This is a genomic window from Erysipelatoclostridium sp. An15 (genome assembly GCF_002160675.1).
Taxonomy (GTDB): Bacteria; Bacillota_I; Bacilli_A; order Erysipelotrichales; family Coprobacillaceae; genus Thomasclavelia; species Thomasclavelia merdavium.
The window spans coordinates 30,846-54,749 of the sequence record NZ_NFLA01000004.1 but is presented as its reverse complement, the minus strand read 5'-3'; the positions used below and the strand labels follow the sequence as shown (position 1 = coordinate 54,749).

The 23,904-nt window shown below is 30.4% G+C and carries 21 protein-coding genes and 1 pseudogene; 21 read left to right on the top strand and 1 reads right to left on the bottom strand.

Going from position 1 to position 23,904, the window contains the following annotated elements:
• Window positions 1–21: 21 nt before the first annotated feature.
• Window positions 22–1,665: an NFACT family protein gene (locus B5E92_RS02790; RefSeq protein WP_204245222.1), complete on the bottom strand. Its 1,644-nt coding sequence runs from the start codon at window positions 1,663–1,665 to the stop codon at window positions 22–24.
• Window positions 1,666–1,778: 113 nt separating this feature from the next.
• Between B5E92_RS02790 and gmk the strand changes: the two genes are divergently transcribed.
• The 21 genes and pseudogenes from gmk to deoC all read left to right on the top strand — a co-directional run bounded on the left by gmk (window position 1,779) and on the right by deoC (window position 23,887).
• Window positions 1,779–2,351 carry a guanylate kinase gene (gmk, locus tag B5E92_RS02785; protein ID WP_087298995.1) on the top strand — a complete coding sequence of 191 codons (573 nt, stop codon included), beginning with the start codon at window positions 1,779–1,781 and terminating at the stop codon, window positions 2,349–2,351.
• A gap of 64 nt (window positions 2,352–2,415) precedes the next feature.
• Entirely contained in the window at window positions 2,416–3,258 is an 843-nt protein-coding gene (locus B5E92_RS02780; protein WP_087298993.1) for a patatin family protein, read from the top strand.
• Window positions 3,259–3,429: 171 nt separating this feature from the next.
• A complete protein-coding gene (locus tag B5E92_RS02775; RefSeq protein ID WP_087298991.1) occupies window positions 3,430–3,849 on the top strand; it encodes a YjdF family protein in 420 nt (139 codons plus the stop codon).
• A gap of 25 nt (window positions 3,850–3,874) precedes the next feature.
• Window positions 3,875–4,450 (top strand): YdcF family protein, encoded by a 576-nt coding sequence (locus B5E92_RS02770; protein ID WP_087298989.1) that lies wholly within the window; start codon window positions 3,875–3,877, stop codon window positions 4,448–4,450.
• Between the two features lie 37 nt (window positions 4,451–4,487).
• A complete protein-coding gene (locus B5E92_RS02765; RefSeq protein WP_087298987.1) occupies window positions 4,488–5,006 on the top strand; it encodes a nitroreductase in 519 nt (172 codons plus the stop codon).
• Window positions 5,007–5,100: 94 nt separating this feature from the next.
• Window positions 5,101–7,296 carry a primosomal protein N' gene (gene priA, locus B5E92_RS02760; RefSeq protein ID WP_087298985.1) on the top strand — a complete coding sequence of 732 codons (2,196 nt, stop codon included), beginning with the start codon at window positions 5,101–5,103 and terminating at the stop codon, window positions 7,294–7,296.
• 12 nt (window positions 7,297–7,308) lie between these two features.
• Entirely contained in the window at window positions 7,309–8,562 is a 1,254-nt protein-coding gene (gene rsmB / locus B5E92_RS02755) for a 16S rRNA (cytosine(967)-C(5))-methyltransferase RsmB (RefSeq protein WP_087298983.1), read from the top strand.
• Between the two features lies 1 nt (window position 8,563).
• On the top strand, window positions 8,564–9,592 hold the full coding sequence (rlmN, locus tag B5E92_RS02750; protein WP_087298981.1) for a 23S rRNA (adenine(2503)-C(2))-methyltransferase RlmN: 1,029 nt from the start codon (window positions 8,564–8,566) through the stop codon (window positions 9,590–9,592).
• Complete coding sequence (locus tag B5E92_RS02745; protein ID WP_087298979.1) at window positions 9,592–10,329, top strand: Stp1/IreP family PP2C-type Ser/Thr phosphatase; 738 nt, start codon at window positions 9,592–9,594, stop codon at window positions 10,327–10,329. The genes rlmN and B5E92_RS02745 overlap by 1 nt, the downstream gene beginning before the upstream one ends.
• Before the next feature lies 1 nt (window position 10,330).
• On the top strand, window positions 10,331–12,301 hold the full coding sequence (pknB, locus tag B5E92_RS02740; RefSeq protein ID WP_087298977.1) for a Stk1 family PASTA domain-containing Ser/Thr kinase: 1,971 nt from the start codon (window positions 10,331–10,333) through the stop codon (window positions 12,299–12,301).
• Window positions 12,302–12,310: 9 nt separating this feature from the next.
• On the top strand, window positions 12,311–13,186 hold the full coding sequence (gene rsgA / locus B5E92_RS02735; protein WP_087298975.1) for a ribosome small subunit-dependent GTPase A: 876 nt from the start codon (window positions 12,311–12,313) through the stop codon (window positions 13,184–13,186).
• Window positions 13,179–13,820: a ribulose-phosphate 3-epimerase gene (rpe, locus tag B5E92_RS02730; protein WP_087298973.1), complete on the top strand. Its 642-nt coding sequence runs from the start codon at window positions 13,179–13,181 to the stop codon at window positions 13,818–13,820. Before rsgA ends, rpe begins: the two co-directional genes overlap by 8 nt.
• Complete coding sequence (locus tag B5E92_RS02725; RefSeq protein ID WP_087298971.1) at window positions 13,817–14,416, top strand: thiamine diphosphokinase; 600 nt, start codon at window positions 13,817–13,819, stop codon at window positions 14,414–14,416. The genes rpe and B5E92_RS02725 overlap by 4 nt, the downstream gene beginning before the upstream one ends.
• Before the next feature lie 248 nt (window positions 14,417–14,664).
• Window positions 14,665–15,374, top strand: a pseudogene (locus B5E92_RS16005) (penicillin-binding transpeptidase domain-containing protein).
• 45 nt (window positions 15,375–15,419) lie between these two features.
• Window positions 15,420–17,987, top strand: a complete 2,568-nt coding sequence (locus B5E92_RS02715) for an ATP-dependent Clp protease ATP-binding subunit (protein ID WP_087298967.1) — start codon at window positions 15,420–15,422, stop codon at window positions 17,985–17,987.
• A gap of 92 nt (window positions 17,988–18,079) precedes the next feature.
• Window positions 18,080–18,904: a YihY/virulence factor BrkB family protein gene (locus B5E92_RS02710; RefSeq protein ID WP_204215190.1), complete on the top strand. Its 825-nt coding sequence runs from the start codon at window positions 18,080–18,082 to the stop codon at window positions 18,902–18,904.
• Window positions 18,905–19,005: 101 nt separating this feature from the next.
• The gene (locus B5E92_RS02705; RefSeq protein WP_087298963.1) at window positions 19,006–19,746 is read left to right on the top strand and encodes a 16S rRNA (uracil(1498)-N(3))-methyltransferase; all 741 of its coding nucleotides are present in this window, start codon (window positions 19,006–19,008) and stop codon (window positions 19,744–19,746) included.
• On the top strand, window positions 19,743–20,516 hold the full coding sequence (locus tag B5E92_RS02700) for a hypothetical protein (protein WP_087298961.1): 774 nt from the start codon (window positions 19,743–19,745) through the stop codon (window positions 20,514–20,516). Before B5E92_RS02705 ends, B5E92_RS02700 begins: the two co-directional genes overlap by 4 nt.
• Window positions 20,513–21,802, top strand: coding sequence for a tRNA (N(6)-L-threonylcarbamoyladenosine(37)-C(2))-methylthiotransferase MtaB (gene mtaB / locus B5E92_RS02695; RefSeq protein WP_087298958.1), 1,290 nt, complete (start codon window positions 20,513–20,515; stop codon window positions 21,800–21,802). The genes B5E92_RS02700 and mtaB overlap by 4 nt, the downstream gene beginning before the upstream one ends.
• On the top strand, window positions 21,799–23,259 hold the full coding sequence (locus B5E92_RS02690) for a UDP-N-acetylmuramoyl-L-alanyl-D-glutamate--2,6-diaminopimelate ligase (RefSeq protein ID WP_087298956.1): 1,461 nt from the start codon (window positions 21,799–21,801) through the stop codon (window positions 23,257–23,259). Before mtaB ends, B5E92_RS02690 begins: the two co-directional genes overlap by 4 nt.
• The gene (gene deoC, locus B5E92_RS02685; RefSeq protein WP_087298954.1) at window positions 23,249–23,887 is read left to right on the top strand and encodes a deoxyribose-phosphate aldolase; all 639 of its coding nucleotides are present in this window, start codon (window positions 23,249–23,251) and stop codon (window positions 23,885–23,887) included. Before B5E92_RS02690 ends, deoC begins: the two co-directional genes overlap by 11 nt.
• Window positions 23,888–23,904: the final 17 nt, after the last annotated feature.

Here is a 23,904-nt window from a genome sequence, read left to right as displayed (position 1 = left end):
AAAGATAGATGCCTTAGGCATCTATTTTTTCGTTAATTCATTAAAACATGCTTCATCAGGATCAATATAAATAGTTTTATAGCTGTCTAATAATACTTGTCCTGGTTTACTCCCATGAGGCTTTTTTAGAGTTTTTACTAAAGTATAGTTAACAGGGACACTGCTACTATTTTTTCCTTTAGAAAGACATGCGGCCATATTACTAGCTAGACGGATCGTATATTCGTCTAAATCATTTCCTTTGACAATAACATGACTACCTGGCATATCTTTTACATGGAACCAGGTATCATAACGATGGGCATGTTTAAATGTTAAATAGTCATTTTGTAAGTTGTTTTTTCCTACCCAGATTTCAATTCCATCTTTTGTATAATAAGTTTCAAAAGATGGATGTTTCTTTTTACGGATAGAATTAGTTTTTGTTTTCTTTTTTAAATATCCTTGCTGTTCTAATTCTTCTTTGATTTCTAAAGCATCATAATAAGAAGCATTATTCATTAAAGTAATTAAACTATCGAAATAATTAATTTCTTTTTTAGTTAATTCAATTTGTTCATTTAAAACATTAATTGAATTTTTTGCTTTTTGATATTTATTATAGTATTTTTGAGCATTAGCTTTAGGATCAAGCTTTTCATCTAAATCCACCATAATTTTAGTATTGTCATAATAGTTATCTAATTCAATATGACGCATTCCTTTTTTTAAAAGATGTAAATTAGAATATAATAAATCACCAATAATTCGATATTCATCACTGTTTTTAGAATCCTCTAATGTAGCTTCCAGTTTAGCTAGTTTATTAACATTTTTTTGATATTCATTTTGAATATATTTTGTTAAGTTTGATGTTTGCTGTTTGATTCGTTCTTTTTGATCAATTAAGTTAAAATGCTGATCTAATCCTTCAAATAAAGGATAAGATGCTGGTTCAACATTTAAATGTGTCAATGGAATCAAATGAAAATATTCACGATCATCAACTTTACTAATATAAATGGTTTCACTACTGTTAAGTTCTTGCATTATATTTTTAAAATCATCCCCATTATCATGGCGATAGATAATTTCTTTTGATAATATCGGTGACATTCCCTGATACACTTTAGTAAGATTATTATTTTCAATAAAATCACTAGTAAAAGGATTCACTTTATTACCATTCATTGGTGGCAAACGATAGATTGCACCAGGTTGAATAAAACGTTCACTATTGATATTTGGGGTAATTCTTTTTAAACAGTCAATAATTTTATTTTCATGATTACATAAGATTATATTTGAATGTTTACCCATGATTTCGATATAACAGTTATACTCTACATAATCGCCAAATTCATTGTATGAACCAAAGATGATATGACAAATACGATCAAGTTCAATCTGTTTAACAGCCTTTATATAGCCACCATCTAAATGCTTACGAAAAAGCATAGTTAATGGATTAGGACTATCAGGAGTTGGGTAATTTAAGTTTGTAAGTTGAATTCTTGCATACATAGGATGACAAGATAACAATAATTTATAATTTGTTCGATTACTACGAACATTTATTAATAATTCGTATTTAGAAATCTGGTAGATTTTATTGATTCTACCACCAGTAATTGTATTGTTTAAAGCACCGATTACCTGGTGCATCATTATTCCATCATAAGACATTTTTATCACCGCAATTAGTATAACATAGATTGTAGATAAATGACACGAAAATAATTGACAATATTAGAGCGATTTTGTATGATGAACATATCATAAAAAAAGGGGTGTAAGCTGTGCAAAAAGGAATGCTGATTATTTTAAGTGGGCCTAGCGGTGTAGGTAAAGGAACTGTAAGAGAACAGTTATTTAAAGATGAAAGTTTAAATCTTGCATATTCTATTTCAATGACAACTAGAAAGCCACGTCCTGGTGAAAGAGACGGGGTTGATTATTTTTTTGTCGAAGAAACTGAGTTTGAAGAAAAAATTAAAGAAGGAAAGTTATTGGAATGGGCTAAATTTGTTGGTAATTATTATGGAACACCTAAGGATTATGTAGAACAACTATTAGCTCAAGGAAAAAATGTTGTTTTAGAAATTGAGGTTCAAGGGGCCCTTCAGGTAATGGAAAAGTGTCCTGATGCAACTACTATTTTTATAGTACCACCTAGCTTTGAAGAATTAGAAAGAAGAATTCGCGGTCGGCGAACAGAAGATGAGGCTATTGTTCAAGAACGTTTAGCTAAAGCGCGTAAAGAAATTGCAACTAAAGATGAATATAAGTATGTAGTTGAAAACGATGACGTAATGTTAGCTAAAGAACAAATTGCTACAATAATAAAAAATCATTGCACTAATCAGGATTAATCATCCTGATTTTTTATTTGAATTTTCTATGGTATAATTTGATTAATTGTTTGGAGGAATAGAGATGAAAGTAGGATTAGTTTTAGAAGGTGGCGCTATGCGGGGAATGTATACCGCAGGCGTTTTAGATATTTTTTTAGATCATCAAATCCCTGTAGATGGAATTATTGGAGTTTCAGCCGGAGTGCTTTTTGGGGTTAATTATGTTTCTAAACAGCGTGGTCGGGCTTTAAGATATAATCTAAAATATGCTGGCGATAAACGTTATATGGGCATCCATTCTTTAATTACGACTGGTAATATTGTTAATAAGGATTTTGCTTATTATGAAGTTCCATTTAAACTTGATCTTTTTGATCAAGAAACTTTTGCTAATTCTAAAACAGATTTTTATGCAACAGTAACTAATGTCGATAGTGGAAAAGCAGAATATATTAAAATTACAGATGTTTATAAACAGATGGAAGTTTTTCGGGCTACTTCAGCAATGCCATTTGTATCAAAAATTGTTTCATTAGATAATAAAAAATATCTTGACGGGGGTATTGCAGATAGTATACCGGTAGATAAATGTCATGAGCTTGGTTATGATAAAATTATTGTTGTTTTAACTAGACCGTTAGAATACCGCAAGAAAAAAACCAATACTTTAGTTCCAAAACTTGTTTATTATAAATATCCAAACTTTGTGGAGGCTATCAATCAACGCTATCAAAAATATAATCAAACAGTGGCTAAAATTGCTAAGTTAGAAAAAGAAAATAAAATTTTTGTTATTAGACCTAGTCGAACAGTTCCAATCAAGCGCTTAGAAAAAGATCCTGAACGATTACAAGAACTTTATGATTTAGGGGTTGTTGATAGTAAAAAAAGAATTGATGATTTAATTAATTATCTTAATGATTAATTGTATAAAATGATGCTTTAATAAACTTTGTTTTAATGAAAAAGTTAGCTATAATATAAGTGCTAGAATAAAAACACATTGTGGTTGGTAGTCCACAAGCAGCAAAGCTGTCAGTAACCTGCCTCCTTAGGTTGTCCGTTTCTAGAGATAAATAATTAAGGAGGACGCTTTATGTCAGGTGCAGTTAGTTTAGAGTTAAATGTTTATTTTGAAGAACCTTTTTGGGTTGGAATGTTTTATTTATCAATAGATAATAAAACAAAGATTTGTCGGATTGTTTTTAAAACAGAACCAACTGATAGTGAAGTTTATCAATTGATTTTAACTAAGTATCATAAGTTAAAATATAGTAATGGTTATAAAAACAAGGAAAAAGATAAACCTAAAAATTATAAAAGGTATCAGCGATTAATCAAAAAGCAGAGTTCTAAATTAGAAACTGGTACAAAATCAATGCAGATATTGAAACAAGAATATTTGATCAATAAGGAATTAAAAAAGAAAGAAAAACGAATTAATCGTCAAAAAAAACAAGAAAGATTGTATCAGCTAAAAAAACAAAAACGTAAAGCAAAACATCGGGGTCATTAAGACCCTTAGTTTTTTGGAGGCAAAGATGGTAATAATATTGATAATAGGATTATTTATAATTGTAAATGGGATTATTTTCTTTACAGTTTTTAAAAATCCTAATAAAAAGATAAAAAATATTGTTTATGATTGTGGAATAGTTTGTGGCTTTCCCGCAAACAATGATGGCACTCCTTCAAAAATCATGCAATCAAGGATTGATGCTGGAATATGGTTATATAAAAATAATAAGATAAAAAAATTGATATTATCTGGTGGTGCTGTAAAAAATGAATTTGTAGAAGCACAAGTAATGAAAGATTATGCTTTGAATCTGGGAGTTAAAAGTAAGGATATTATTGTAGAGACTAAGTCGCGCAGTACTTATCATAATTTAATGTATTGTAAGGATATTGTAATTGAAAATAATTTTAAGGATTGTTTAGTAATTACTAATAGCTGGCATTTACGAAAAGCTGATCATTATGCCCGAAAGTTTAAATTGAATTATAGTATGTATCAAGCTAAAAAGCCTCAGGAATATTCAATGTTTAAAGTTTTAATGTTACATTTGTATACTAACGGCGTCATGTATAAAAACTTTTTTAAAGGGCTATCTTGATTTTGTGCTATAATTAAGGCTAATAGGAGGTGTTTTTATGAATGAAACAATTAACAATTTAGTTAATCGTCGCAGTGTGCGTAGTTATCAAAATAAACAAATTGACGAAGAAGCTTTGCAACAGATTTTACAAGCAGGTTTATATGCTCCTTCAGGAATGGGAAGACAACCAACTATCATGGTCGTAATTCAAGATGAAGCAACTATCAAAGAGGTATCTCGTTTAAATGGAGCTGTTATGAATAGTGATAGTGATCCTTTTTATGGCGCTCCAACAGTAATCGTTGTTTTAGCTGATTCAACAGTTCCTACTTACCGTGAAGATGGTAGTTTAGTTATGGGAAATTTAATGAATGCAGCCTGGGCAGTGGGAGTAGATTCTTGCTGGATCCATCGAGCTCGCGAAGTTTTTGATAGTCCCGAGGGAAAAGCTTTGCTTAAAAAATGGGGTATTGATGAAAAATATGTTGGAATCGGTAATTGTATTTTAGGTTATTGTCAAGGTGAAAAACCAGAAGCAAAACCACGAAATGAAAATCGAATTTATCGCATTTAAAATAATGTATTATAAATGTATCAATGATGAAAATTGATACATTTTGTTTTATTATTTATTTGTGGTAAAATAGGAAAAAAATGAGGTGATAAAGTTGTATATAGTGCAAGTATTAGTTGAACATCCTACTCATGCATTGGATACTAATTTTGATTATTTATCCAAAGAAGAGTTAAAACCAGGTGTTAGAGTAGCGATAGTATTTGGTTATCAACGAATTATTGGTTATGTTACTGGATGTAAATATAGTGAAAAATCTAAGGAAGATTTAGAAGAAGAAGCTGGTTTTAAATATCGCTATATTAGTGAAGTAATTGATAAACAGCCATTATTAAATGATGAATTACAACAATTATCGATTACTCTTGCTAAACTAACTTTATCGCCTCGAATCAGTTGTTTACAAGCGATGCTACCACCGCAATTAAAACCAAGTAGTAACAAAGCGGTAGGGATAAAATATCAAAATGTAATTGAAGTAATTGATAAAGATGCTGTTTTAAAAACCGTAAAACAACAAGAAGCTTTGCAATTTTTAAACCAGCATCCCCATACGCTATTAAAAGATTTTCCTTATAGTAAATCAGTATTAGATAAAATGGTTGAACAAAAAGCGGTAATAATAAAAAAAGAAGAAGTATACCGTGATCCTTTTGTCGATGATCAAAAAAAACCAATAGAATATGCTTTGACAAGCGATCAACAAAAAGTTGTAAATGGCATTATGGCAAAAATAAACGTTTATCATACGGCTTTGATTCATGGGGTAACTGGCTCTGGAAAAACAGAAGTTTATTTACACTTATCTAAATATGTGATTCAAAATAATCGAACAGTTTTAATGTTAGTACCAGAAATTTCATTAACACCAATGATGGTCAATGCTTTTAAACATAAATTTGGTAAAGAAGTTGCAATTATTCATTCAAGACTATCACCTGGTGAACGATATGATGAATATCGGCGTATTTTAAATCATGAAGTCAAAATAGTAGTTGGAGCACGTAGTGCTATCTTTGCACCTTTAGAAAATATTGGCTTAATTATTTTAGATGAAGAACATGATCCTAGTTATAAACAAGAAAGTAAACCGCGCTATCAAACTGCGCAGATAGCTAGGATTCGTGCTAAATATCATCACTGCCCAGTTGTTTTAGGAAGTGCAACGCCTTCACTAGAATCATATAGTCGCGCTATTAAAGGGGTATATGATTTATATGAATTACCAAAACGAATTAATCAGTTTCCATTACCAGAAATTGAATTAATAGATATGGCTAAAGAAATGCGACAGCAGAATTATTCACTTTTTTCTAGAGCAATGCAAAAGCAGATTCAAGCTCGTTTACAAGCTAAAGAACAAATAATTTTATTATTAAATAAGCGTGGTTATGCTTCATTTGTTCGCTGCTTAGATTGTGGCGAGGTAATTAAATGTCCGCACTGTGATGTGACCTTAACTTATCATAAACAAGAACGGATGTTAAAATGTCATTATTGTGAATATCAAATTCCAATTATGAAACATTGCCCTAATTGTAAAGGTACTAATTTAAAACATTTTGGTACAGGAACTCAAAAAGTCGAAGAACAGTTAGAAAATCTTTTTCCAGGAGTTAAAGTAATTCGTTATGATGTCGATACAACTAAAAATAAAGATGGTCATCAAAAGTTGTTACAGCAATTTGAAAACCATGAAGCTGATATTTTGCTAGGAACGCAAATGATTGCTAAGGGACTAGATTTTGAAAATGTAACCTTTGTCGGTGTTTTAAATGCTGATTTAAGTTTAAATATTCCTGATTTTCGCTCTAATGAACGAACTTATCAGTTATTAGAACAGGTTTCCGGGCGCGCCGGTCGTGGTAAAAAGAAAGGAACAGTAATGATTCAAACCTATAATCCAGATCATTTTGTTTTACAGTGTGTTAAAACGCATGATTTTAATCGTTTTTTTAATGAAGAAATGAAAATTAGGCGATTGGCCAAATATCCACCGTATGTTCATTTACTTAGTATTATAATTCAAGGTAAAAATGAACAGGCAGTGTCTAAAAACGCTAATCAAATCAAGACTTATCTTCAAAAACAATTGCCACAGATTTTAATTCTTGGCCCGGCTAACAGTTTAATTTATCGGATGCAGGATATTTATCGTAAAAGAATTTTAATCAAATTTACAGATAGTAAAAAACTATATCCTGTACTTGAAACAATGAGTGATTTTTATAATAAACAAGGAACTAAAGTTCATGTAGTTTGTGACTTTAATCCGTATAGTCAAATATAGAAAGGACAAATTATGGCACGAAATGCAGCATTAAAAATATTATTAAAATACGAAACAGAACAAAGTTATTTAAATATTACTTTAAATGAATATTTAGAAAATAGTACTTTGTCAAGAAATGATAAAGACTTGACAACACGGATTGTTTATGGAACAATTCAAAACAAGCTCTATCTTGAATACCAATTAGCACCATATATAGAGGGAAAAAAGGTGAAACAAAGAGAAAAAATCATTTTATTGATGTCTTTGTATCAATTGATATTTTTAGATAAAATTCCTCAATATGCAGTAATTGATGAAGCGGTTAAACTAGCTAAACAAAAGAATCTTTATGCTGGTAAATTTGTTAATGCGATATTACGTAATTTTATCCGTCATGGTAAACGCGAGGTTGTAAAAAAAGATCCATTAGAAAAATTAGCGATTGAAACTAGTCATCCATTATGGTTGGTAAAGATGCTAAATAAACAATATGATTTTGCAACAACTCAAAAAATATGTTTTCATGATAATACACCACCAGTTAGAACGGCACGAGTTAATACATTAAAAACAACTAAAGAAAATATTCTATCTGATAAAAATTTTGTAAGTGGAAATTTAGCTAGTGATAGTGTGTTATATCGCTCTGGTAATATAGCTAGTACTAGTTATTTTAAAGAAGGATTAATTACTATTCAAGATGAGTCAAGTCAGTTAGTAGCACCGTTATTGGCACCAGAAAGTGATGATTTAGTTTTAGATATGTGTTGTGCTCCTGGTGGTAAAACAGCACACTTAGCAGCAATTATGAAAAATCAGGGTAAAATTATTGCTTATGATTTATTTCGACATAAAATTGATTTAGTTAAAGCTAATTTGAAACGTTTAGGTGTTAAAAATGTAGAGTTATATGAAAATGATGCAACTAAGCTAAAAAAAAGTTATGCGCCAGAAACGTTTGATAAAATTTTACTAGATGCTCCTTGTAGTGGGTTAGGAGTTTTAAAAAGAAAACCAGAAATTAGGTATCATGATTCGAAAATAATGGATTCAATCATGATAATCCAGACAAAATTATTAGACAATGCCTACTATTTATTGAAGAAAAATGGTAAAATGGTTTATAGTACATGCACTATAAATAAAAAAGAAAACGAAATGATGGTAAAAAAGTTTATTGAAAAATATCCTGATATGAAAATTATTGAGGAAAGAACTATATTACCATATGAATTTAATAGTGATGGATTTTATATGTGTAAATTAGAAAAAGGGAATTAAAATGGAAAATATTTATAATTATTCTTTAGAACAACTAACAAACTACTTTGCTTCAATTAATCAAAAGCCGTTTCGAGCTAAACAGGTGTTTAGCTGGCTTTATCAAAAAGAAGCTAGTTCTTTTGATGAAATGTCTAATTTATCAAAAGAATTAAGAGAACAGTTAAAAGAACATTTTACATTTGATATTTTAAAGATTGTTGAAAAACAAGAATCTAAAGATGGAACGATCAAATATTTATTTGAAATGTTAGATGGCAGTTTGATTGAAACTGTATTGATGATTCATGACTATGGTAAATCATTATGTGTTACAAGTCAGGTTGGTTGTAATATGAAGTGTAGTTTTTGTGCTAGTGGTTTACTAAGAAAACAACGTGATTTAACACCGGGTGAAATCGTAGCTCAGGTAATGAAAGTGCAGCTGGATACTAAACAGCGGATTAGCCACGTTGTTGTTATGGGAACTGGTGAGCCGTTTGATAATTATGATAATGTCATGGAGTTTGTCCGCATTATTAATCATCCTAATGGACTTGCAATCGGTGCTAGACATATTACTATTTCAACTTGTGGATTAATACCAGGAATACAAAGATATAGTGACGAAGGCATTCAAACTAATCTAGCAATATCTTTACATGCACCTAATGATGAAATTAGAAATCAATTAATGCCGATTAATCGTCGTTATCCACTTGATGATTTACGACAGGCCATTAGTGATTATATTGATAAAACTAATCGTCGCGTTACGTTTGAATATATTTTATTAAAAGATGTTAATGATAGTCTTGTTGATGCTAGACAGTTAGCACATTATTTAAGAGGATTAAATGCTTATGTTAATTTGATTCCTTATAATAGTGTTGATGAACATGGTTATCAGCCAAGTGATCAAGAAACGATTGAAAAATTTAAAAGCGAGTTATTAAGATTACATATTAATGTAACTTTAAGAAAAGAACATGGTCGAGATATCGACGGTGCTTGTGGTCAGCTTAGAGCCAAAAGAGGTAGGGTTAAATAATGAATTATTATGCAAAAACGGATATTGGAAAAGTAAGAAATAAAAATCAAGATCAGGCAGCAGTTAATGCCAATATAAAAGATCAGGTAATTGCTGTAGTCTGTGATGGCATGGGTGGTCATCGCTCTGGTGAAATTGCTTCACGAGTAGTGATGGATCATGTCTTAAGCTGTTTTGATATTATTCCACCGTTTGATACACCCGAAGAGTTAAAAAAATGGCTTCAAGAAACAATCGTTGAATGTGATCAAATTGTAAAAAGAATGGCGATGCAAAATGTTGAACATCAAGGAATGGGAACAACCATTGTTGTTGCTATTTTTATGGATAACAAACTATATGTATCACATGTAGGTGATAGTCGGGCATATATTTTAAAAGATGGTCAATTAACACAAATAACTAAAGACCACACTTTAGTTAATGAATTAGTTGATCGAGGAGCTATAACACCTGAAAGTGCTAAGCACCATGTTCAAAAGAATGTTTTAACCCAGGCTATAGGAGCCCCAACGGAATTGAAACCTTCTTTAATAGAAATGGATTTTGAAAATAGTTTATTAATGTTATGTAGTGATGGATTATATAATTGTTTGGATAATGAAGCAATTAAAGAAATTTTGCTTAAGAATACTAAAGTAGTAGAAAAAGTGATTGAATTAATTGACCAGGCGAATGAAAATGGTGGCCGTGACAATATTGGTGTGGCAATCATAGATAACCAGGGAGGAAGATAAAATGGCAAAAATAATTGCAGAGCGTTATGAATTGTTAGAACTTATTGGTCAAGGTGGTATGGCCGATGTTTATTTGGCTCAAGATATTATTTTAAATCGGACTATTGCAATTAAGATTTTAAGAACTAGTTTAGCTAAAGATCCGATTTATGTGACAAGATTTCAGCGAGAAGCAAGTGCTGCCGCTGCTCTTTCTCATCGTAATATTGTAGAAATATACGATGTTGGTGAAGATGAAGATAAATATTATATTGTTATGGAATATGTTCCTGGAACAACTTTAAAAGAATTGATTTTAAAACGCGGGGCTGTTCATTATATTGAAGCAATTGATATCATGAAACAAATTGTTAGTGGTATTGCTAAAGCTCATCAATTAGGTATTATTCATCGTGATTTAAAACCACAAAATATTTTAGTTACTGATAGCGGGGTAGCTAAGATTGCTGATTTTGGGATTGCTTCAATGCAATCATTAGCTCAAGTTACCCAAACAGATGTAATCATGGGATCGCTTCATTATCTGGCACCAGAATTAGCTCGTGGTGAAAAGGCGACAGCTCAAAGTGATGTTTATGCATTAGGAATTGTTTTTTATGAGCTTTTACGTGGTGAGGTACCATTTAATGGGGAATCACCAGTAAATATTGCTTTAAAGCATATGCAGGAAGATTTGCCATCATTATTGGATTTCAATCCATCGATTCCGCAATCAGTAGAAAATATTGTTATTAAAGCTACTGCAAAAAATTTGAACGATCGTTATCAAAGTGCTGCAGAGATGTTAGATGATATTAATACTTGCTTAGACCGGCCAAATGAAGAAAAGCTGGTTTTCTCATATGATAGTGATGATGAACCAACTATTGTTGTTGATCCACGAACTGCTTTTAGTTCAAATGATACATCTGAAGTTAAAACAAGAGAAGAAAAACCAGTTGAAGAAGAGGAAAATGATAACTTCTTTAAACGATTTGTAAAAAAAATCAAAGGATTAAGTACGCGAAGTAAAGTAATTATTGGAGCAGTGACTGCGCTAGTAATTTTAGGGATAGCATTTGTTATTTATTTAAATACTGGATCAGATGCTAATTTAATGCCGGATTTAGCTGGAAGAACAGTTGATGAAGCTAGAGAATTGCTGGATGATTATGGAGTTACTATTAGTGATAATATTGTTGAAGAATTGTCTGATGAGTATGATAAAGGCGAAATAATTGAAACTGATCCTAAAGCTGGTACATCAATTAAAGAGGGTGATGTAATATCACTTACGGTGTCTAGTGGTAAGTATATTGTATTAGAAGATTATGTTGGAATGACGCAAAGTGAAGCGGAAAAAGCAATCGCTGATTTAAGTGATGATGTTGAAATTGAAGTTGTTATTGAAGAAGAAGTTTCATCTAGTCCTAGAGGAGAGGTAATTGATCAAGATAAGGATAGTGGAACTAAACTGGATCCTAATGATGAATCAAATTTAACGATAACTCTTACTGTTTCTAAAGGTGACTATATTGTTGTTGATAATTATATAGGAATGAGTCAAAGTGAAGCGGAAGCTGCTTTGAAAAAATTAGGTTTTACAGTTACAATTGAAACTGAAGAATCTGAAGAAGCTAAAGGAACTGTAATTGATCAAAGTTATAATAAAGGATATCGTCTTGATCCTGATGATGATGATCGTAATATTACTTTAACTGTTTCAAGTGGAAAAACTTATCAGGTTAGAGATGTTTTTGATCGTAACATTAATTCTGCCAAAACAATTTTGGAAAATAATGGATTTAAAGTAAGATTGGTTGACTTATCAAATTCTACTGATCAGACTTTATTAAGTAATTATCCATTTAGATCAGTAAATACTGTTGCTGGACAAAGCCCAGAGGCAGATACTACAGTAAATGAACAAGGAACAACAGTTACTTTATATTATTATTCAAGTCAGCCAGAATCTGCAAATGAAGAAGATTAGGAGATAATAATGCCACAAGGAAGAATTATAAAAGCGTTAGCAGGATATTATTATGTAGAAGATAATCAAGAGATTATTCAATGTCGGGCTAGAGGTAAATTTCGTAAAGACGAAATTAAGCCTCTAGTTGGCGATTTTGTTGAATATCAAGTAGATGGCATTAATGATGGTTATATAATGAAAATATTACCACGAAAAAATGCCTTAACAAGACCGTTGATTGCCAACGTTGATCAGGCCTTGATAGTTTGTTCATGTAAAGAACCAGATTTTTCATCAGCTTTATTAGATAAGTTTTTAATGGTGATTGAACATTATAATATTAAACCAATAATTGTCTTTTCTAAGGCTGATTTGTGTGAAGATGATTCAATTGAACAATATATAAAAGATTATCAAAAAGCTGGCTATACTGTGTATAAAACAAGTTCTAAAAATAATCATGGTATTGAAGAGATAAAAACAATTTTTAAAGATCAAGTAACCGTTTTTACCGGTCAAAGCGGGGTTGGTAAAAGCAGTTTATTAAATGCTTTAAATATTAATTTAAATTTAAAAACAAGTGATATTTCTAAAGCGCTAGGGCGTGGTCGTCATACTACTAGACATGTTGAGTTAATTAAAATGTATGATGGATATTTAGGTGATACGCCAGGTTTTTCGTCTTTAGAATTGGAAATGACACCTCAAGAAGCTGCTGTTGCTTATCATGATTTTGCAAGTTTTAGCCAAGAATGTAAGTTTAGAGGCTGCTTACATGATAGTGAACCAAAATGTCGGGTAAAAGAGGCAGTTGAAGAGGGTTTGATTACTAAAGAACGTTATGAACATTATTTGTTAAATTTACAAGAAGTTAAAAAGAAAGAGGAACGAAAATATGGTTAAAATAGCACCGTCATTATTATCAGCTGATTTTGGCTGTTTAAAAGATGAATTAGCAGCAATTAGTAAGGCTGATTGGCTTCATTACGATGTAATGGATGGGCACTTTGTACCAAATATTTCATTTGGTTATAGTGTATTAAAAGATGTTAGTAAGGTTACTGATTTATATTTAGATGTTCATTTAATGATCAGTGAACCGATGAAATATGCTGGTAATTTTATTGATAGCAAGGCTTCTTCAATTACTTTCCATTATGAAGCAATCGAAGAAAATAAAATTAATGAATTTATCAATTATTTAAAAGAACACCAGGTAGCAGCTGGAATCTCTATTAAGCCAGATACTGATGTATCAGTTTTAAAACCATATTTAGATTCTTTGGATCTTATTTTAGTGATGTCAGTTGAGCCAGGATTTGGTGGTCAAAAATTTGATGATCGCGCATTGGCTAAAATTGCCTGGCTTGCAAAGATGAAAGAAGAAATGGGTTATCATTATCTTATCGAAGTTGATGGTGGTATCAATGAAGAAACTGGTAAATTATGTAAAGATGCCGGTGTTGATGTATTAGTTGCTGGAAGTTACATTTTTGGTAGCGATAATTATCAAGAAAAGATTGATTCATTACGATGAAAATTGGGATTTGTAGCGCTTTAGCTAATAATATTGATTTGTCAATTGATTATATTGGTGTTGATCGTGGTGTTGAAGTTTTACTAGCACATAATAAAACACCAATCTATGCCATTGGTGATTTCGATTCTATTAATAATCCTGATGTTTTAAATCAAATTGAAGTTACACGGTTACCAACACGAAAAGATGTAACGGATACCCATGCTGCTGTTGAATATGCAATTGAACAAGGATATGATGAAATCGATATTTATGGAGTTACCGGTGGAAGACTAGATCATTTTTTTAGTGCTGTTTGTTTATTGGAAAAATATGCTAATCTTAAAATTAGAATTATTGATGATCAAAATATTATTCAGCTTTTATTACCAGGAAGACATTTAGTTAATAAAGATCAATATAAATATTTTTCTTTATTTGCATTGGATAAAAGTTATTTAGATATTACAGGAGCACATTATCCTTTAAATCACTATTTATTGTATCGCTATGACCCTTTATGTGTTTCAAATCAAGTTAAAGATGATCAGGCAGTAATTACTACTACAGATAAAATTATTTTAGTTAAATCTAATGACATAAAACTTTTTTAAGGATTTAGACAATTAAAAAGATTTATTTTCACCGGTATTTATTTCCGGTGATTTTTAGTAATTAAAAAATGATATTTGGAGGGAACTTATGAAAAAATAACTAAAATAGGGATTGGTATCTTGTTGCTTTCTTTTATAGTATTAATAGGTTATTTAAAAATCAATGATCATATCACTCAAAATGATCAGGAAAAACATTAACAAGCAAAAAAGTAAAACAAGAAGATTTAAAAACTAATGAACCAGTAATAATAGATGGCAATTGGTCAAATTATTTTAATGGACTAAATGGAAGTGCTGTTATTTGTGATCCTAGTGCTAATCAATATCAAATATATAATCAGGAATTAGCTCATACTCGGCAATCACCTTGTTCTACTTTTAAAATTATTTCTTCGTTAATTGGTTTAGAAAATGGAATAATAGATCCATAAAATTCTGTTCGTAAATGGAATAATGAAATATTCTGGAATGAACAATGGAACCGTGACATAGATTTTTTTAATGCTTTTCGTAATTCATGTGTCTGGTATTTTCGTCAAGTCATTGATGAAATCGGACCAGATATGATGCAAAAAAAATTAGAAAACTTAAATATGGAAATTGCGATATTTCTGATTGGTCAGGTAAGTTAAATACTAATAATGATAATCCGCTTTTAACAGGTTTTTGGATTGAATCATCATTGTTAATTTCTCCTAAGGAACAAGTGGAGGTAATGGAACATATTTTTGGTGATGATACCGATTATAGCCAAGAAACTGTTGAACAATTAAAGCAGGTGATGTTGTTATCAGAATTGAATGATGAAGATACTTTAATTTATGGGAAAACTGGAATGGGTAAGGATTATGGTATTACTGCTGATTCGTGGTTTACCGGTTTCTGCAAGTCAGATAATAAAAAAGTTTTATTTTTTAGCACTCGGTACTTGACTGTGCTAAAAAGAAGTGTATAATATAGTTAGCACTTAGGAAAAGAGAGTGCTAAAGGAGTGATAGATATGAATATAGATAAGTGGACGGCAAAAATGCAAGAAGCAATTCAAAGAGCTATTACAATGGCTAGTGAAATGGGACATCAGGTTGTTGACGTTGAACATTTCTTATTAGCACTTTTAGAAGATAGCGCTGGTATTTTGTATCGTGTATTAACTAAAGCAAATGTTAATATTGCTGATTTACAAAATAAATTACACGCTAGATTGCAAAGTAAGCCAGTGGTAAACAATGTAGATATAAATAGTATTAGAATCTCATATGATTTTAATCAATTAATTAATCTTGCCAATAAACAGATGCAGGATTTTAAAGATGAGTATTTAAGTGTTGAACACATTATTATGGCTTTATTTGAATTGAATAGTACTTGGGTAAAAGAGTTATTAAAAGAATATAATTTAAATAAGCGTAATGTAAGAAAAATTATTGATGAAATGCGAGGTGGTAATATGGTAAATAATCAAAATCCTGAAAATCAATACGAAGTATTAGAAAAATATGGACGTGATTTAACAAAGGATGTTGCTGAAGGCAAATTAGATCCAGTAATTGGTCGTGATGAAGAAATTCGACGGGTAATACAAATCTTATCACGTAAGACTAAAAATAATCCGATTTTAATTGGTGAACCTGGTGTTGGTAAAACAGCAATTGTTGAAGGATTGGCATGGCGTATTTTTAAAAATGACGTTCCTGTTTCAATTCAAAATAAGACTTTATACGAACTAGATTTAGGTTCATTGGTTGCTGGCGCTAAATATCGTGGTGAATTTGAAGAAAGATTAAAAGCTGTATTGAATGAAATCAAAAAATCTGAAGGCGATATCATCCTATTTATCGATGAAATTCATCAATTGGTTGGTGCTGGTAAAACTGATGGGGCAATGGATGCTGCTAACTTATTAAAACCAATGTTAGCTCGTGGTGAATTGCACTGTATTGGGGCCACAACATTAGATGAATATCGGATGTATATTGAAAAAGATGCTGCTTTGGAACGTCGTTTCCAAAAAGTTCAAGTTGATGAACCGGATAGTGATGATACTATTGCCATCTTACGTGGTTTAAAGAATTCATTTGAATCTCATCATGGGGTACAAATTACTGATAGTGCTATAATTGGGGCAGTAAATATGTCACAACGTTATATTACTGATCGTTTTTTACCAGATAAAGCTATCGACTTAATCGATGAAGCTTGTGCTTCAATTCGAATGGAAATTGATTCTCTTCCAGAAGAACTTGATACGATTACTCGTGAAAAGAATCGTTTGGAAATGGAACGAATTTCTATTGAAAAAGAAGATCGTAATGAAGATAATGAAAAACGTTTAAATGAAATTAAAGGACGTATTGCTTCATTAGATGAACAAATTAATGGTTTGACTGATAAATGGCAAACTGAAAAGAAATCTTTAGACCATATCAAAGAATTAAAAGATCAAAAGGTTCGCTTGGAAAATCTAAAAGATAAATATCAAACTGAAGGTAATTTAGAAGAAGCTTCTAAAATTATGTATCAAACTTTACCTCAAATTGAAAGAGAAATTCAAAACTTTGAAGCTTCTAAAAACGAAGATGATTTATTACAAGAAAAAGTTACTGTTGATACCGTTAGTGAAGTAATTTCACGTTGGACTGGTATTCCAATTAGTAAACTTAAAGAATCTGAACGTGATAAATTATTGAAACTTGATGATGCCTTAAAAGTTCGCGTAATCGGTCAAGATGAAGCTATTACAAAAGTTACTGATGCCATTTTAAGATCACGTGCTGGTATCAATGATGAACAACGACCAATTGGAAGTTTCTTATTCTTAGGACCAACTGGTGTAGGTAAAACTGAGGTTGCTAAATCACTTGCAGAACAGTTATTTGATACCGAAAAGAATATTGTTCGTATTGATATGTCTGAATATATGGAAAAATTCAATGTTTCTCGTTTAATTGGGGCTCCACCAGGATATGTTGGTTATGAAGAAGGAGGTCAATTAACTGAAGCGGTACGTCGTCATCCTTATTCAATTGTTTTATTAGATGAAATTGAAAAAGCTCATCCTGAAGTTTTCAATATTTTATTACAAGTATTGGATGATGGACGAATCACTGATTCTAAAGGTAACGTAGTAAGCTTTAAAAATACAATTATCATTATGACTTCTAATATTGGATCTAATTACTTATTAGAAGGTAATAATAGTGAAACTCAAGCGGCTGTTGATAATGAATTGAAAGCGCACTTTAAACCTGAATTCTTGAATCGTATTGATGAAATCGTATACTTCAACTCATTGAGTCAAGAAGTTGTAAATAAAATTATTGATAAATTTATTAAACAATTACAAGATCGATTAGTTGACCGTAAGATTACAATTACAGTTAGCGATCGTGCAAAAGAAATTATTAGTCAACAAGGATATGATGTTACATTTGGAGCTCGTCCATTAAAACGTTTTATCCAATCTAATATTGAAACACTTGTAGCTCGAGAAATGATCAAAGGTGATATTAAACATGGTAGTCATGTAACTGTTGATTATGATAATAATTTCTTTATAACAGTTAACTAACAAAGATGAAACCAGATAGCTGGTTTCATCTTTTATTTTGTTATTTATTAACTTAATGGTTATAATAAAAATATCTACATATTCTAGAAAGGATGAAAATTGTGAAAAGGCTGGTAAAGGTCATCAAAAAATTCATTTCACCACAGAGCAATTTATTTCGTTATTCATTAAGTTTTTGTTTACTTTTAGCATTATTACCAGCATTAATCGTTATTTTAAAAGTTTTTCAAAGTGATCTATTAGATGCTAATAAACTAGCAAGTCTATTATATGGCTATGTACCTAAAATATTATTAGAGCCATTTATTGAATATGTTTTATCTCAAGAATATACAACTTTTATTTCTTTGATTGTTTCATCGGTTTTTTCTATTTATTTAGCGAGTAATGCTTTTTACTCATTTATGTTGATTTCTATGACTGATGAAAAATTTGAAACTTATTCAATATTGATTAGAATAAAAGCAATAATGTTATTTGTATTGCTGGTTTTAGGAATAGTAGCACTAGCTTTTTTTAATTATTTAATAGGTATTAATACTACAATTGTAATGTTGGGTGGATTGTTTATAGTTTTTTATTTTTTTTATCGATTTTTGTCTTTTGAAAAACGGCCTTTATCATATGGTTTGTTAGGTGCTGGTTTTACAAGTACTGGAATTGTTTTAATTGGAGTATTTTTCTTTTATATTGTAGATCATTATACTCGTTATTATGCTTTATATGGACCGTTAGCTAGTCTGGTTATTATGTTGATTTCTATTTATTTGATATCTAATGTTATTTATTTTGGATATTGTTTAAATCATGAATATGGAAAGTCGTATGATAATATTGAATATAAGCATTTGCGTTATTATCAATCTGGTAATAAGTTAATTGATCAAATATTAACAAGGTTAAAAAAACGGTTTTAAAATTATCTTATTTGTCTTTTTATATACAATCTAGAAAAAATAAGTTAGAATATTTTTATCTATTTATTATTCATGATAGAATGGAAAGTGGAGGTTTAATAATGCAGCGATATTTTATAAATGAAATTATTGATAATTCAATAATAATTAATTTAAATGAGGATGATGTTCATCATTTAAAAAATGTAATGCGTAAAAATAATGGTGATCAGATTATTTGTGTTGATCTTAAAGGAAAAGTTTATCTTGGCAAGATTGTCGATATTAATACTGGGTCAATAGAAGTAATTGAATATCTTGATGAAAATAATGAATTGGATGTAGATGTTACTTTAATTTATGCATTGCCAAAAGGTGATAAATTTGAACTGGTCTTACAAAAAGCAACAGAACTAGGAGTAAAAAGAATTGTACCTTTATTATCACGACGCTGTGTTGTTAAAACAAATGAGCAGAAGTTTGCTAAAAAGATGATTCGTTATCAAAAAATATTAAAAGAAGCAAGCGAACAGTCACATCGTAATATTATTCCAGAGATTACTAATGTAATTAATTTAAAGCAGCTAGGTGATTATTTAGGGGATTATAATTTAGTTGCCTATGAAGAATTAGCAAAACAAGGTGAGCATATGGTTTTAAAAGAAACCTTGAAACAATTGCATTCCGGTGCTAAAATAACGATTATTGTCGGCTGTGAAGGTGGGTTTGATCAAGATGAAATTACCCAAATGGAGCTACTAGGAGTTAAAGCGTGTTCTTTAGGAAAACGTATTTTACGTAGCGAGACAGCACCGTTATATTTTTTAAGTGTGATTGGCTATAGCAGGGAGATAGAAAGATGAAAATTTTAAAATTACTGGAAAAAAACCGGTATGAAATAAAATTAAATAAAACCGGGTTGTATCGATTTGTTGAAGAGGGGAGCAAAGAACTTGTTGAATATGGTTTTAGCTATAAAGTTAAATATCCACAAGATTTATTTGCTTATGAGGTTATCTTAAATGGGATTAGAAATAAACAGGTTATCGATGAATGTTATAATCAGTTTGTGGCAGTAAATTATGATATTTTTGAATATGTCACTTATAAAGAAAGGCAAAGAATGATTAACCAGGATGAAGAAAAAGTAATTGCAAATCTACCACATTTTAAGGATAATCAAAGTAAAGAAGAAATTTATATTCCTTTTTTAGAACCATTTATAAATAAATATTATACAACAGATTATCAATTAGTCACATTAAAAAAACATAAAGAATATATCGCAAATTATCCTCGAAATATAAAAAATATGTTTGAATTGTATGGTATTCAACCATATAATTCACATTTATCATCATTACAGTTAGTAGGAGTAGATGATGAATATTATTATTTTTATCATTTTGATTTTAAAACAGTTTATCAATTTGATAAAAAGGGAATTGTTGTTGATGAATTCCCATTAATCGATAAATATACAAAAGAATATCCTGATTTAAAATTAATTAAAGAAGCTTTGGCTTTATTAGCTAATAGTGATGATGAAGCTAAAGTAGTTGAATTTTTACATACCAATAAATTTATTGGTGAAAAAACATATAAAAAATTAGTAAAAAAGGTGAGTAAATGAAAACAGTAGCATTCCATACATTAGGTTGTAAAGTAAATACATATGAATCAAATGCCATGTTAAAAATATTTCAAGATGCTGGCTATCAAGAAGTTGATTTTAAAGAAGTAGCTGACGTTTATGTTATTAATACATGCACAGTTACTAATACTGGTGATAGTAAGTCTAGACAGATGATTCGAAAAGCAATAAGAAAAAATCCAGAGGCAGTTGTTTGTGCAGTAGGATGTTATAGTCAGGTAGCCCCTGAAGATATTGAACAGATTGAAGGAATCGGTGTCGTTTTAGGAACACAATATCGAAAAGAGATTGTGGATTTAGTTGAAGAATATCAAAAAACAAACCAAAAAATTGTTAAAGTTGATAGTGTAAAAAATCTGCGTAAATTTGAAGATTTAAATATCGATCGTTTTAAAAATACCCGTGCATTTTTAAAGATACAAGATGGCTGCAATAATTTTTGTACATATTGTATTATTCCTTATGCTCGTGGAAGAGTTCGTTCTCGTAAACCAGAAAGTGTTTTGAAGCAAGCTGAGCTTTTAGTGAGTCGTGGCTATGTTGAAATTGTATTAACAGGAATTCATACTGCTGGTTATGGGGAGGATTTAGAAAATTATAGTTTTTATGATTTATTAGTTGATTTAGTGAAAATAAAAGGTTTGAAACGTTTACGAATTTCTTCAATTGAAACTAGTCAGATTACTGATGAGATAATCGATTTAATTGGTTCAAACGATATTATTGTTGATCATCTTCATGTCCCTTTACAATCAGGATGTGATGCTACATTAAAAAGAATGAATCGTAAATATACTACTGAACAGTATTTAGAAAAAATTAATAAGATTCGTAGTTATTTACCTAATATAGCTTTTACTACTGATGTTATTGTTGGATTCCCAGGTGAAACTGATGAAGAATTTCAAGCGACTTATGATTTTATTAAAAAAGTTAATTATAGTCAGCTCCATGTTTTTCCATATTCGCCTAGAAAAAACACACCTGCTGCTAAAATGAAAGATCAAGTAAATGATCAAGTAAAACATCAGCGAGTTGAACGATTATTGGAATTATCTAAACAGTTAAATTATGATTTTGCAATGAAACAAATTGATAAAACTTTAAAAGTTTTATTTGAAAAACGTTTAGGTGATTATTTAATCGGTCATGCTAGTGACTATCTTCAAGTAAAAGTAAAAACTAATGAAAATTTAATTGGTGAAATTGTTAATATTAAAATTGAAAAATATAGTGATATGTTAGAGGGGAGCATCGCCTCATGAAATACTTAAACGAATTGTTTGATACAGATATTGATATGAAAATATACTCAATCCATAGTGATTCCCGATATGTTAAACCGTATTCAGTATTCTTTTGTATTGAAGGATTAAGTGTTGATGGTCATCGTTATGTTGAAGATGCTATCTTTCAAGGTGCTAAAGTAATTGTTCATTCTAAAGAACTAGACTATTATCATGATAAAATTATTTATTTTAAAGTAGCTGATACATTAGCAGAATTAAATCGTGTCTCTAATGTATTTTATGATAATCCTAGTTCTAAGATGAGAATTATTGGTGTTACTGGAACAAGTGGAAAAACAGTTGTTGCTTCAATGATTAAAGATGCGATGTCGAAGTTTTGCAGTACCGGATACATTGGTACAATTTCTCTTGAATACAATGGTCGAAAAGAGGATTGTCCTTACACGACTCCAGAATCGTTATTTTTACAAAGAAAGCTATTTGAAATGAATCGTGGTGGGGTAAAAGTTGTAGCGATGGAAGCTTCAAGTCATGGTTTAGCACTTGGAAGGGTTGATGGTATTAATTTTAATATTGCTGTTATGACTAATATTGGAGCTGAACACTTAGACTTTCATGGAACTAAAGAGCAATACGTTCTAGCAAAACAAAAACTATTTGAAAAAATCAAACCATCAGGATGGGCAATTTTAAATAGTGATGATCTAAATTTTCCTCAAATCAAGGATAGCACTCAAGGGCGAATTTTAACTTATGGAATTGAAAATGAAAGTGATGTTATGGCTAAAAATATTAAATTATTTTTAGACCATAGTGAATTCGATATTTCTTTTAAAGGCAATACATTCCATGTAAGTTCACCAGTACTGGCATTATTTAATGTTTATAATGTTTTAGCGCTTGTCAGTGTTTTAATTGCTATTGGTTGTGATGATCAAATGATCATTGATGCAATTGAAAATGTTAAACCGATTGAAGGAAGAATGGAATTAATTGAAACCGGTCAGGATTTTACTGTAATAGTAGATTATTGTCAGCATATTGCTAATTATGAAGCGGTATTTGAATATGTTGATAGTGTCCGTCAAAATCATGGTCGTTTAATTGCCGTTTTGGGAGCTCCTGGTAAACGAAATTACAAATTGCGTAAAGAATTAGGTAAGCTCGCTAATAAATATTTAGATCACGTTATTTTAACTAGATTAGATGATCGTGGTGAAGATGTACAAACAATTTGTGAATCAATTCAAGAAGAAATTACCGATATTAGTAGTGTGATCATTGAATCTCGTCAGGTTGCTATTGAACAGGCAGTAGAATTAGCATGTAAAGACGACATTATTCTTGTTTTAGGTAAAGGGCATGAAAAGTTTATTTCTTTAGAAGTTGGTCAGGTTGATTATCCTGGTGATAAAGAAATTATCCAAGAGGCCATAAAACGAATCTATGGAGGTAGTGATGATGAAATATAATAAACTGATAGACCATACTATTTTAAAACCAGATGCAACAAAAGAAATGGTAAAAAAAATTATTGAAGAAGCAAAAGAATATCAATTTGCTTCAGTTTGTGTAAATCCTTATTGGGTTAGTTATTGTGCCAAAGAACTAATTGATAGTGATGTAAAAGTATGTACAGTAATTGGTTTTCCTTTAGGAGCTAATACTAGTAGAGTTAAAGCTTTTGAAACTAAAGATGCTATTGAAAATGGTGCTGATGAAGTTGATATGGTTATTAATATTGGGGCATTAAAAGATGGTAATGATGATGTGGTTTTAAACGATATTAAAGCTGTGGTTCAAGCGGCTAATGGTAAATGTGTTAAAGTAATTATTGAAACATGTTTACTAACTGATGAAGAAATTATAACGGCTTGTAAACTTGCTCAAGAAGCTAATGCTGCATTTGTAAAAACATCTACTGGTTTTTCAACTGGTGGGGCTACTGTTGAAGCTGTTGCTTTAATGAAGCAAACGGTTGGCTCAAATCTTCAAGTCAAAGCTTCAGGTGGTATTAAAACTAAAGGAGATTTAAAATCAATGGTAGATGCAGGGGCTAATCGAATTGGTACTAGTAATGGAGTTGTTTTAGTAAAATAATTTTGGAAGATGATTTT

What these genes read in the sequence shown, in the direction of transcription:
- B5E92_RS02790 (WP_204245222.1), bottom strand. Translation starts at nt 1,665, where the DNA reads ATGTCTTATGATGGAATAATGATGCACCAGGTAATCGGTGCTTTAAAC.
- B5E92_RS02780 (WP_087298993.1), top strand. Translation starts at nt 2,416, where the DNA reads ATGAAAGTAGGATTAGTTTTAGAAGGTGGCGCTATGCGGGGAATGTAT.
- B5E92_RS02775 (WP_087298991.1), top strand. Translation starts at nt 3,430, where the DNA reads ATGTCAGGTGCAGTTAGTTTAGAGTTAAATGTTTATTTTGAAGAACCT.
- B5E92_RS02770 (WP_087298989.1), top strand. Translation starts at nt 3,875, where the DNA reads ATGGTAATAATATTGATAATAGGATTATTTATAATTGTAAATGGGATT.
- B5E92_RS02765 (WP_087298987.1), top strand. Translation starts at nt 4,488, where the DNA reads ATGAATGAAACAATTAACAATTTAGTTAATCGTCGCAGTGTGCGTAGT.
- rsmB (WP_087298983.1), top strand. Translation starts at nt 7,309, where the DNA reads ATGGCACGAAATGCAGCATTAAAAATATTATTAAAATACGAAACAGAA.
- rlmN (WP_087298981.1), top strand. Translation starts at nt 8,564, where the DNA reads ATGGAAAATATTTATAATTATTCTTTAGAACAACTAACAAACTACTTT.
- B5E92_RS02745 (WP_087298979.1), top strand. Translation starts at nt 9,592, where the DNA reads ATGAATTATTATGCAAAAACGGATATTGGAAAAGTAAGAAATAAAAAT.
- pknB (WP_087298977.1), top strand. Translation starts at nt 10,331, where the DNA reads ATGGCAAAAATAATTGCAGAGCGTTATGAATTGTTAGAACTTATTGGT.
- rsgA (WP_087298975.1), top strand. Translation starts at nt 12,311, where the DNA reads ATGCCACAAGGAAGAATTATAAAAGCGTTAGCAGGATATTATTATGTA.
- rpe (WP_087298973.1), top strand. Translation starts at nt 13,179, where the DNA reads ATGGTTAAAATAGCACCGTCATTATTATCAGCTGATTTTGGCTGTTTA.
- B5E92_RS02725 (WP_087298971.1), top strand. Translation starts at nt 13,817, where the DNA reads ATGAAAATTGGGATTTGTAGCGCTTTAGCTAATAATATTGATTTGTCA.
- B5E92_RS02715 (WP_087298967.1), top strand. Translation starts at nt 15,420, where the DNA reads ATGAATATAGATAAGTGGACGGCAAAAATGCAAGAAGCAATTCAAAGA.
- B5E92_RS02710 (WP_204215190.1), top strand. Translation starts at nt 18,080, where the DNA reads ATGAAAATTGTGAAAAGGCTGGTAAAGGTCATCAAAAAATTCATTTCA.
- B5E92_RS02705 (WP_087298963.1), top strand. Translation starts at nt 19,006, where the DNA reads ATGCAGCGATATTTTATAAATGAAATTATTGATAATTCAATAATAATT.
- B5E92_RS02700 (WP_087298961.1), top strand. Translation starts at nt 19,743, where the DNA reads ATGAAAATTTTAAAATTACTGGAAAAAAACCGGTATGAAATAAAATTA.
- mtaB (WP_087298958.1), top strand. Translation starts at nt 20,513, where the DNA reads ATGAAAACAGTAGCATTCCATACATTAGGTTGTAAAGTAAATACATAT.
- B5E92_RS02690 (WP_087298956.1), top strand. Translation starts at nt 21,799, where the DNA reads ATGAAATACTTAAACGAATTGTTTGATACAGATATTGATATGAAAATA.
- deoC (WP_087298954.1), top strand. Translation starts at nt 23,249, where the DNA reads ATGAAATATAATAAACTGATAGACCATACTATTTTAAAACCAGATGCA.